Genomic DNA, 11,377 nt, shown 5'->3' with positions numbered 1-11,377 from the left:
TTCATAGTCATATTCTTTTGTTATTGAATAAATAAAGTTTAAACCTTCTTTAACATGTTTAAACTTTTTATTATCTTTTTCTTTATATTTAAAAACTCTATACCAAAGTGGCACTGCCCATTTTCCTATTTTTAATGAAAATTGCAAAATAATAAACTTGTCTTTAATGGTTGTATGATCAAAAATTATATAGATTTTTTTTGAATGATTTTTATAATTCTTAAATAGTTTATAAGTATACTAGGGATTTATATTTTTATTAGTGAGAAATCTTTGAATCCTTTTAATTTTACTTTCTTCTTTAGCAGTAGAATAAAAATCATTTAGTTCTTGAGTGTTAATCATAGCTAATCCTCTCTATAATAATTTTTAGTCAATTTTATTTATGTTTTAATCATTGTTTTCTTAAATATAAAATATACTATTTAAATTATATATAGATTGTGTTTTGCCAAATATCTAACCTACAAATTGGAATTTATACATTTCGGCTTATCTTCAAACTGAACACATTAAAATCAAAACTAATCAAAAAACTTCCCCTTATAAAAATTCTCATTTCCAAGTTTCTTTGCCGTCAGCCTGAACATAACGCAACCATCTGGACATACAATATCCTTGCTATATTTGCCATTGCCACCGATGTTCTCTAAATCTCCGCCACTTCTGACAGCCTCCATGATTGGGAACATAATCATCATTACTTTGGAGCAAATACCCTGTCCATCCGTATTTACAGGACAGCCATAGGTGCAAGTATACTTATCTCCGACTTCCTCGCCGTTCCGACAATACCGCTCTGTGTGGTCACTGCTGAGAAACCTTATTACCTCAATTTCCCATTCGTACTCCTCATCATACCATTTTTTCATGATTAACCTCCAAATTCAAATTTATTTGTTACATTGTTTATAAATAACCTTCGACTATTTAGTATAATTTCAAACCAATTCTATACTATATTTATTTAGACCTCAAAATTGTTCTTTGAAATTATATTGCTCTTTCAGATAACCTATTGCATTCACGAACTATAATTCGTCTTTTATCCCAATATGGGAAGATTTGCGAACTATGGTTCGTGAATATTTACTTATGTCTGCATGCTATATTTCATTAATCTATCTAAAATCAATTCCACATTCTGTTAAAAAGTTACCTTCTTTTTCTCCCAAAAGCAACCAATTTTATAAATTTTATACCATAACATATTTTCTTAAGATATTTAAAGTAATCTTAAAAAGTATAGTACATCTATCTTTCCTAACCTTTCCTTTCTTATTTCTATAAACTTTTTCCAGTTCCTTTATTTTTATAAAAAATTCAAAATATCTAAATATAATATAAATTAATTAGATAAAGCATCTTATCTCATTACCCCTTGAAGACTAATTTTAAAATTTTTAATTTTCCCTATTTAATGGGAATCATATGTGGTAAGAATATAATTCAAACCATGAAAATTAATAATTATTGGATAATTTAAATTTAAGAAAAAATTGTCACCGCTTGCCTGACAATAACCACCTTCTATGGATATTGGACAAGTAACACTTAACATTTTATCAGAAGTTTAGCACTTAAAGATTTTTTTTGGCGATAGCCCGTTGATTTATAAAAATTATTAATATTTATCGTAAAAATGGTAAATTCCGATTTTTACTGGAAATTTGATGCGAAATCTCTGATGAAGTAGGCTTTACCAGATATAAAGAAGCAATATAGCTATAATAACATCATGATTTAAATAGAACTTAGAGAACTCTAAGTTCTATTCGTCATGTCTAAAATTACATAAATAAAAATATATTTAGTTTTATTAAAAGTTATGAAGCGTGTTTGCTTACTAGAACATAAAAAAAGAGGAGTTTCATAACTAATAAATTAGTTATGAAACAGCCCCCTTTTTAGTATCATAAAGTTCTTATATCCTTAATGCTATATTAGTATTTGCAACCTAAATAAGGCTTACAAAATAATACAACTAATAGCAAGAAGAAAAATAGTAACTCACTATCACATCCGCCTCCAAAATGACCTAAGATTCCACCTCTATCAGACATAAAGTTTCATTTCTTTCATTTAATATATTTATTACATACTATATAATATACATTAAATGAAAAAAGGTACTAATTTATATTTTATTTAATTTTTTAAAATATATATTAAAATCTTCTAATGTCTGTATAATATAGCTTTGTCTTTAATGGATAAACTTTCTCTCCTTGCTAATTAGTTTACCTTCCAGCTCTAATAAACAAAAGTGAATCCAAATGTTGGTAAAACTCCCAATCTAGTCCGTCAGCTTTTATTTAAGAAAATTAATTTATTTAAAAAGCTATCATAACTATTGCTTAAAATATTTGCCTGATTTACTAGATAATAAGGAAAAAACTTAGATTAAATAAAAAAACAAAGGATTATGCGAAAATATGAAATAATTTATCCCATAAGAAAAGCGAATCCGCACAGAAAAATTGCTAAAGCAACAAAAGAACATAGAGTAGTACCTAATCAGTTAAATAGAGATTTCAAACAGGGTATTCCTGGTAAGGTTCTACTTACAGACATCACCTACATCCCTTACGGGATAAATCAAATGGCATATCTATCGACTATCAAAGATATGTCTAGTAATGATATTCTAGCCTATCATGTATCCTATAGAATCAGATTAGACATTGCACCAGTGAATATAACTTCTAATTCCTATACTTCTATATAGTTTAAATATATCCTTTTATTTTTGTAAAACTTGATACTAGATTCAAAAAAATATTGACATATTTTTCTTGGAAAATGTCAAATATAGAAATATTTCCTAGGAAATTGATAAAAAATAATGTATCTTAGAAGATACATTATTTCTGTTATTACATATATTCTTATTTTCCTACAATCTTAGCTCTCCCATGTTAGAATAAAGTACATCTTCCTCATCTTGTATTCCTTTATCTTTTCCATTCGATGATATACTAATTTTACCATAATTATTTTTCATCTTATTCTTTACCATATTAACCATATCTTCTGGCACTTCAATAAGTCCATAGTTAGTTATAGATACAACATTTTCATTGAATTTTTTAGAACTAAGTTTTTCGTCAATAACAAGTTTCGCCATATTTTTTATTGTTGTCTCTTCTTCTATATCCCCTGACAATATCATCTTTCCAGTGTTTTTCAATAACTTTCCTTTTACTATTTCTACATTAACCCCTTCACTTAATACGTCTTTAATCATATCATAATTCTCTTCATTACATATAACTGTATTACATGCTAAATGTTCTATATATTCACTAAATACTAAACTATCTTCTAAGGATATTTCCACATCTCCATCTACATATAGAACAGTATGGTTATATTTTTTAATTGAATTATCATCTATATTTATATCATTATCTATATATTTAGTACCCTTTCTACCTTCAGGTATTAAGACTTTATCTACTTGATAATACTCATCTATATAATCTGATATTTCATCTTCATATTTATCTAATAATATTAGTTTGTCGAAAACCTCTATATTTGATATCTTCTCTTCAAATAACTTTAAGTTAATATCTTCAATAATAACTAAATTTCTAAAAGCCAATTTAGAATCAAGTTTTAATCCTTTTAAAAATCTATCTGTAATTTTCATATTATCAAAAAACTTATAATCATTATTGTACTTGATAGTCTCTCCATTCACCATTCCTTTAGATTGAATTGCTCCCGCTATTTTTTTTGTGCATATTATTTGACCATTTACTATAATATAATATAATTTTTCATTTAATAAATCTGTAGTAACATCTTTTTCAATAATTAAATTTCCATTTATTACAATAACAGTAGGTGATAGAAGTCCTTCTAAATAGTCTTTATCTAATCTCATAACACCATTTTGAGTTAAAACGTTTATATCTGCATCCTTAGAAATCTTCATATTACCACCAATATTGATTTTTTTACATTTTTTTAAATATATTTGAGATTCATTACTTTCAATAAGCATTTCTATATTTTCTATCGAAGTAATTTCTTTAACTAATTCTTCGGTGATATCTCTAACATCTAATATTCCAATATTTGTGATTTTTGACATTTTTCATTCCTCCTATATTTTCTTTCTTAATAATTTTAATGAAGCACTTAATCGAGATCTTACTGTAGAGTCCGAGATTCCTAACATATGTCCTATTTCCACACTATTTAAATTCATTTCATACCTGAGTATAAGAATTTTCCTATTTTTTTCTGGTAACTTATCTATTAATTCTGCCATAATTACATTTTCTTCAAATCCATCACTTTTCCCTAATAATCCATCATTTTCTAGATAGGTTAACCTACTTTGTTTCCGTATAGCATCAATATTCTTATTTTTTATAGTTGTAAAAAACCATCCTTTTATTTGATACTCATTCATATTGCAAAATATTTCTTCTCGCTCTAGAGCAGATATATATGCCTCCTGTACCAAATCAAAGGCTCTATCACTATTTCTAGTAATAGATTTTGCATATGCAATGAAATCCCTATTGTATTTTTGATAAGCCAAATAAACATTCATGATATCACTTCCTCGATTAATGCTTTCATATATATAACGATTGAGGAATCAAATGTGTCCAATATTTTTTCAATTTTATACATTTCATCTCTTATATGATTAATCTATAAGAAAAGCTATTAGCTGTATTTTCACTTTTTTCAAATCCTATACTTTCAAATAGCTTTTGAGATGCAACATTATACGTATATATTTCACGTACCTTTATTTCCTTATAATCTAATTCTTTTGCTCTTTCTATTAATGCTTCTATTACTTTTTTACCTATACCTTTTCCACGGTATCTTTTATCACCTATAACAATAGGCATATCTTCTTTCCAAAATGTAACATCCCCAATTGGTATAAATTCATCATTTTCTAATATTTCAATGAAGTATAATTCACCAATATTATTCAAATACTCGTACATTCTTTTTAATTTATCTAAATCATATCTATTTCCATCTAAGCCATCAACCAATTTCACAGTAGCTTCATCTTGATACCAATCAAGGGCAAAAGTATACTTATTATCAAATTCTCTTAATCTTAATTCCGTATTAATATTTATTATTTCTGGTTGATAAAATTTTCCCATTGGCATACTTTTCTCCTTTTCCTATACAGGTTTACATTGCTATTTTATTAAATTTATCTAAAATGGTTAGAGCTTTAAAGGTTAATACCCCTATCCATTCATCGTATGCTTCTTTTAAATCTTCATTATAAAAACTCGTTCCCCAAGGTGGACTAATCTTTCCATTTAACTCCAGTTGCCTAATTATAAAGTCTATATTATCATTTATCTTAGATTCTAAAATACCAAAACTACTACCATTTGGCCTTTCTACAAAATCTACCGGTGTAGGTACATACTCATGCCACTTTTCCTCATCATATATAACAACTTGTTCTATAGCATATATAATTCTTTTTTCTAGTCTCCTTTTTAATTCTTTAGGCAATACATCATATAATTTTATATAACAAAAAATTTCATTTTCTGAATCAAATTTTTGCTTATTTTCAATATAATTAATCGCATATTCTACTAACATGTCTACATCTAGTTTATTTACATATTCTCTATACTTATAAATATATGCTAATATCTCTGCAGAAGGATTTCCCCAGTTTTTATCTATTATTGTCATTCCTTTTTCTTTATCATGATGCCACCAAGGAGCATGAGGAAATTTATTTATTTCTTCTGAAGCAACAAACCATCCATTTCTTTATTAAAGGTTGTCTCAAGATATCTTATTGATGCTTTTATCACATCCTTAGATTCTTGAAGTTCATCTATTCCAGACAATAGTCTTATTCCTACAGAGGTAGCCATTGGTGATGAATAGGGTAGCCTAAAATCAGATTCTATTCCATTACCAAAGCCACCGTCTTCATTGTGAAACTTTTTTATTTCATTTATGATATTCTCAACTGAACCATTTCTAAAATACTTTTGAAAAAGAGCTTTTTCTAGCGGTCTTCCATATTTCATTATTGATTCACTAGTCTTATTAAAAGAATCTCTGCTTAGCATTATCATTTAATTCCCTCCAAATAATTTCTATAATCATTAATTTATATAGCCTTACATAACCTTGTTTTACTTTAACTTAAAACAAATTACTTTAATTCTATTTTAGATAATTCTTTTGTAATAATCCCATAAAAATAATATCATGCCATTTACCATCTCTATATAAAGCTTCTCTCATATTTCCCTCATGCTTAAATCCAAATTTTTCATATAATTTTATTGCTCTTTTATTAAATGAAAAAACTTTTAAATAAATACGATGCAAATTTAATTCTTTAAAAGTATAATCTAACATTACTTTTAAAACTTCTGTTGCATATCCTTTGCCCCAATAATCTTTTTCACATATATCTATAATAAATTCAGCATTTCTATTGAAAAAATCAATGTCTAATAAAGTCGTTATACCTATAGCAGTCTTCTTATCTTTCTCTTCAATAATAAAGGTTTTAGAATTATCAGAGGTTGTAATTTTTTTATAAAAATTTCCTGTATCCTCTAATGAATATCTATCTAAATTTGGATATGTATTTATTATTACATTTTCATCATTACTCCATTTATTGTATATTTGTATATCATCAACAGTCATTTTTCGTAATCTTATTCTATTAGTTTCAAATAACATATATAAAATCCTCCTTTGAAAATATTAATTTTTTATTCTATTCCTTCTATTTCAAATTTAAGTCTTTTAAAAAAACTATCCATAAACTCGATTCTAGCTTTAGCAAGTTTTTTTGCTTTCTTTGTATTAAGTTTCTTTGGAATATTTTTAAACTTAAATTCATATTCAATCATTGGTGAATGCTTAGATATATCTTTAAGCCTTCCATTCTCTACAGTATTATTCTCCATGTATTCTTTTATTGGTTTATTTATATAAATTCTTTGTCCATGTTGACCCGCAAGCATATATGACCTTGATAATCCAACTGCTCCAATTGCATCCAGCTTATCTGCATCAAACAAAATTTTTGCTTCTATCGTTTTTGGTGGATTATTACTTCGAAATCTATGAGTTAAAATACAATGCTTAATTCTTTCAATTGAATCCTCTTTATAACCCAATTCATCTAGTATTTTTTCAGCCATATCACTACCAAGTTCTGCATGATCAATTTCACCAGTTTTATCTTGAATTTCTTTTACTCTTGCTATGTCATGCAGTAATGCAGCTGGTAACAAAACATCCAAATCAACATTCTTTTCGGTTTTTGCTATAGTAATACAAGTATTAAAAACTCTTTTAACATGATCAATATTGTGTGCGGAACAAGATAATTCCCTTTCTACTATACTTTTAAGTTCATTATATTTTTTTAACATCAATTGCCTCCCCATTATAAATTTTTCTAAGTATCTTTGGAATTTCACTAAATTTATCAACCCATATCACATTTAAACCTAAATCATTAGCATCTTGTTCTTCAAGGAAAAAAGCTAATTTATCAATCTTATTATCCTTATTATAATTTTCTGGTACCCTCTTAATTATATAATGATTTAAGTTTTTATTTACATTTTTACGGTTAGCAACATCTAACAATCTCCTCAAGTTTGGATCAGTTAAACTAATACCAATAAATAAACATGTATTTTGATGCAATTTATTTAATTGTATTAAATTAGACCAACTAAAAGGTTCAATAAATTGGTTATGATAAGCATCTTCACTAAAAACAATATCCGTATCTTCAGGTATTTCACCTGTCCTTGGCAAATAACCATGTACATGATAAATAGGCATCTCATTTGAATCATTTTTCATACCATCAGAAAATATGGATTTAAAACTTACATTTTGTTTTTCAAGATTTTCCTCAATTAATGTATCAAAATTAAAAGTTATAATTGAATCTAAAGGTTTTCTATCTCTTTGTGGTCGAGCTAAATTTACAATTTCATTTATGGTTTCACTTGTATTAACATTGGTTGTATATAAAGTATTTCTTACTTCATTTAAAAAATCCTCCCCAAGATTCATTTTAAGATATCTACCTAAAATTAATGATGAAGGAAAATATTTATTATTAAATTCTTCGGCACTATCATCATCAAGTTGAATGTTATAATTATCTGAAATTCTATCCACCATTAATTTTAATAATTGTAACAACAATCTATTCCAAGATGGTAATCCTGCCCCCATTGATATACCTGCACCACATACTAAAGTAAGACATCCTTCTCTTAATGCTTTTGATATTAATTTAATATCATAAATATTAGTAGTTTTCTTATTTCTAACTTCTGCAGAACATTTGAAATTATCAGTACTCTCAATTTTGTTTATATTATCATTAAAACTCTCTAAAAGACTTTCAAGTCCTCTATCAAAATCATCTGAAAAGTTAAAACATCTATTCTCTAATAAATAATTCGGTATATTTACTTCATCTATAAGTACCAATATAATCCTACTATTCCCCTTTGATATTTCAGTAAATACAATTGCTGAAAACTCTTTCATTAGCTTTTTGGAATTAAAGAAATTCTTGCTAATTAGTAAAATTACAATATCTACAGATTTAATTACTTCACTAAATTGACTTAATAAATTTGACCCATAATTTATTTGCAAGTTATCAGTCCGAACATCATGACCTGCGTCATTCAAAGCACTTAAAATTTTTTCAGCATAATTTTTGTCCTTATAACTATAACTTATAAATATTTTCATATTTATCACTCCATTTTGAAAGCTAGACACTTTAATAAAACTTTTTTTCTAGTGAAAATATGTAATACACAATGCCTCAAATATCAACCCTTATATATATTTATGCTAATATACTTTTATATGATAAATAGTGTTACATCCTAATTCACATCTATTAAAATCTAATCATTATATTTTAATATTTTTTAATTATGTTCTATAATTATCTATTTTCTAATCTTCACTTACTTCTCCTTGTATTAAAACTCTACCATTATCTGGGCACCTCATTTCAAATTTCTTTTTTCTAATAGATCCATAATCTAAATCACCATTATTCAATAATGTATAAACACTAGGATATATACTCTGCCATAGTTCATGGCATATTGGAGGACAAATATCTTCTACTATATAATTATCTCCTGCTTTATGATAATTTCCTCGACACTTGCTTTCCAAAATAGTTAATTTCACTTTCACAATAATTCTCCTTCTCTTTATTACTTTCTATTATAAATCTTATGTCTTATAACATTACTTTACTTATTCATTCTCACAAATGACTATAATAGTTTTTAAATTTTTATATCTATAAATCTAAATACAAAAATTTTATATGCTCACTTTTTATTAACAAGGTTACTCATAACATTTTGACACATCATAAATATAACTAATAAAAACAGCTAGCAGATTCTTCTAGCCTTACTATTCAGTAAGATATTATGATTGTACATGTGTCTTTCTGATTGCTTGTCTATTTTAGACTTTCTTTAAATATCACTTTCAGCAGTTCATTAGAAATTTGCTGATTATGGAAAATTTGCAACATGCCCTTAGGGGTTATTTTATATTCAGATAATTCATCCTTATGAGATAAAACTGCCTTCGCCTCTACATTTATATGGTCTTTAAAAGGAATAACACGGATAAAATTACTTTCCACATAAAATGATGGCAATTTAGCCCACAGTTTTTCATGAATTGTTTTTGAAGTACTTTCATAAATAAGTTCATGTAGTATATGAAATCTCTGCTTTGTCTTTTCATCAAATTTCTCTAGATAATTACCAATTTCATCTATCATTTATAATCCTCCTTTTAATCTATCTTGTTAAATATAAATTCTATTTCTTCTGGCTTCCTTTTTCCACAAGACAATCTTCTATGTACTACATTATCCAAACTTGGCTTGGTGAGTGAGTTTGGCCGAAACAATAGTGAAACCGTAAACGCCATGTTAGGAAATAGACCATTCTCTACTTACAAAATATGCTTATGCGATTTAATTTAACCTCCGAATACTTAATTGTAATTGACAATTCCTCTATAGCTGCAATAAAGACAACTATAAATATAATCCATATAATAATATCATTCTGTTTGAATAAAATAACCACAGGCAAAAAATATAGTAAAACACCTGATACCTTGTTCGCTATTGTATGTACAAAAACGAATTTTTTATATTTTATTTTAGTTAACAATAGATTAATTAATCTTATAAAAATTATTACTATTATTGCTATTTTATAACTTACTGTAATAATTGATGAATATAAGTTTACACATATAAAAAACAGTATAATATAGAAGACAAAGTCAGCAACTGAATCTAATTTTGCTCCTAAGTTACTTTCAACCATAAATCTTCTTGCTATGAAACCATCAAGTACATCAGTTAAACCTATTACTAAGTAAAGACACACAAATCCAATCCGGTTATCTATTAATAATATCAATAAGACTGAACATATAACTCTTAATATAGAAAGTATATTGGGGATATATTTATTCAATTTTCTACTCCTTTTTAATACTACAAATTACATGGTCTTTTAACTAACGTTCAAGTATTGCCGAAGTCCAGCGACTTTATATAGCTCTTATCTTACTGGATTTAGGTGCAGCAATGTTAGGAACAAAACCGGCAATATTTTGTTATATGAACTTCCCTGTACCTAGTTTCGTACAACCCATCTCAGACATCTCCCCGCTGAAATCCATCACAGCACTAATAAAAATTGTTTTCATAATCATGGCACATATCTATTAGCAAAATCTTTTCTTGCTTGCTTTGTCCATCTTGTAATAAACTCGGTTTTTGCTTCTGTATATCCGTCTCTATCATGCTCATATTGCTTTTTTAACTTTTGTTTTAATTCTTCATATTCTTTAGCGACTTTTTTATGAATTAAAAGATAATCTCTAAAATATAATTCATCCCAGTCTCCTAAATAACGCACATGAAGATGAAAAACTCTCTCAGCAAAGCCATTTAGAGTATACCCTTTATTAAATGACATTTTTAAATTAGGTTCTTTTCTTAATGACATGAGTGTCCAACCAGAATTTTCTAGATTTAATTTCAATTTTTCGATATCACTATTGCAATCAACTTCTAACAAAATATCCACTGTTGGCTTTGAAATCAATCCCTCAACTGCACTACTCCCGATATGATTAATTCGCATAATATTATTTTGATCTATGGCATTTTCAATTTTTTGTTTTTCTTTTAAATACCATTCTTTATATTCAGGATTATGTTTACCTGACTGCTCCCACACCTGAAGGAATGGGGTTCTAAACTACTAAAGGCTTCTCTATCAAAAGA

13 protein-coding genes and 1 pseudogene are annotated in these 11,377 nt (G+C 26.9%); 1 reads left to right on the top strand and 13 read right to left on the bottom strand.

What is annotated here, in order from left to right:
* Positions 1-524 precede the first annotated feature (524 nt).
* Positions 525-872 (bottom strand): TIGR04076 family protein, encoded by a 348-nt coding sequence (locus GOQ29_RS12865; RefSeq protein WP_203373072.1) that lies wholly within the window; start codon positions 870-872, stop codon positions 525-527.
* Between the two features lie 1,544 nt (positions 873-2,416).
* On the opposite strand from GOQ29_RS12865, the pseudogene GOQ29_RS12860 reads away from it, so the two are divergent.
* Positions 2,417-2,689: pseudogene (locus GOQ29_RS12860) on the top strand (IS3 family transposase); the annotation flags it as partial.
* Positions 2,690-2,896: 207 nt separating this feature from the next.
* Here GOQ29_RS12860 and GOQ29_RS12855 read toward each other — a convergent pair.
* The 12 genes from GOQ29_RS12855 to GOQ29_RS12805 all read right to left on the bottom strand — a co-directional run bounded on the left by GOQ29_RS12855 (position 2,897) and on the right by GOQ29_RS12805 (position 11,330).
* Entirely contained in the window at positions 2,897-4,102 is a 1,206-nt protein-coding gene (locus tag GOQ29_RS12855) for a hypothetical protein (RefSeq protein ID WP_203373071.1), read from the bottom strand.
* Positions 4,103-4,114: 12 nt separating this feature from the next.
* Positions 4,115-4,570, bottom strand: coding sequence for an RNA polymerase sigma factor (locus tag GOQ29_RS12850; RefSeq protein ID WP_203373070.1), 456 nt, complete (start codon positions 4,568-4,570; stop codon positions 4,115-4,117).
* A 91-nt stretch (positions 4,571-4,661) separates the two neighbouring features.
* Positions 4,662-5,156 carry a GNAT family N-acetyltransferase gene (locus tag GOQ29_RS12845; protein WP_203373069.1) on the bottom strand — a complete coding sequence of 165 codons (495 nt, stop codon included), beginning with the start codon at positions 5,154-5,156 and terminating at the stop codon, positions 4,662-4,664.
* A gap of 25 nt (positions 5,157-5,181) precedes the next feature.
* Complete coding sequence (locus tag GOQ29_RS14740) at positions 5,182-5,706, bottom strand: hypothetical protein (RefSeq protein ID WP_252187631.1); 525 nt, start codon at positions 5,704-5,706, stop codon at positions 5,182-5,184.
* Positions 5,707-5,753: 47 nt separating this feature from the next.
* Positions 5,754-6,101: a hypothetical protein gene (locus GOQ29_RS14735; RefSeq protein ID WP_252187630.1), complete on the bottom strand. Its 348-nt coding sequence runs from the start codon at positions 6,099-6,101 to the stop codon at positions 5,754-5,756.
* A 91-nt stretch (positions 6,102-6,192) separates the two neighbouring features.
* A complete protein-coding gene (locus GOQ29_RS12835; RefSeq protein WP_203373068.1) occupies positions 6,193-6,723 on the bottom strand; it encodes a GNAT family N-acetyltransferase in 531 nt (176 codons plus the stop codon).
* 32 nt (positions 6,724-6,755) lie between these two features.
* Positions 6,756-7,424 carry an HD domain-containing protein gene (locus tag GOQ29_RS12830; RefSeq protein WP_203373067.1) on the bottom strand — a complete coding sequence of 223 codons (669 nt, stop codon included), beginning with the start codon at positions 7,422-7,424 and terminating at the stop codon, positions 6,756-6,758.
* Positions 7,408-8,778 (bottom strand): TIR domain-containing protein, encoded by a 1,371-nt coding sequence (locus GOQ29_RS12825; RefSeq protein WP_203373066.1) that lies wholly within the window; start codon positions 8,776-8,778, stop codon positions 7,408-7,410. The genes GOQ29_RS12830 and GOQ29_RS12825 overlap by 17 nt, the downstream gene beginning before the upstream one ends.
* A 213-nt stretch (positions 8,779-8,991) precedes the next feature.
* Positions 8,992-9,240: a TIGR04076 family protein gene (locus GOQ29_RS12820; protein ID WP_350446027.1), complete on the bottom strand. Its 249-nt coding sequence runs from the start codon at positions 9,238-9,240 to the stop codon at positions 8,992-8,994.
* Between the two features lie 277 nt (positions 9,241-9,517).
* Positions 9,518-9,847, bottom strand: coding sequence for a DUF1801 domain-containing protein (locus tag GOQ29_RS12815; protein ID WP_203373065.1), 330 nt, complete (start codon positions 9,845-9,847; stop codon positions 9,518-9,520).
* 172 nt (positions 9,848-10,019) lie between these two features.
* On the bottom strand, positions 10,020-10,559 hold the full coding sequence (locus tag GOQ29_RS12810; RefSeq protein ID WP_203373064.1) for a CDP-alcohol phosphatidyltransferase family protein: 540 nt from the start codon (positions 10,557-10,559) through the stop codon (positions 10,020-10,022).
* Between the two features lie 237 nt (positions 10,560-10,796).
* Positions 10,797-11,330, bottom strand: coding sequence for a GrpB family protein (locus GOQ29_RS12805; protein ID WP_203373063.1), 534 nt, complete (start codon positions 11,328-11,330; stop codon positions 10,797-10,799).
* Positions 11,331-11,377: the final 47 nt, after the last annotated feature.

It is taken from the genome of Anaeromonas gelatinilytica, assembly GCF_016820635.1.
GTDB lineage: Bacteria > Bacillota > Clostridia > Tissierellales > SIT17 > Anaeromonas > Anaeromonas gelatinilytica.
The sequence above is the reverse complement of the archived record's forward strand: the minus strand, read 5'-3'. Positions and strand labels throughout refer to the sequence as shown.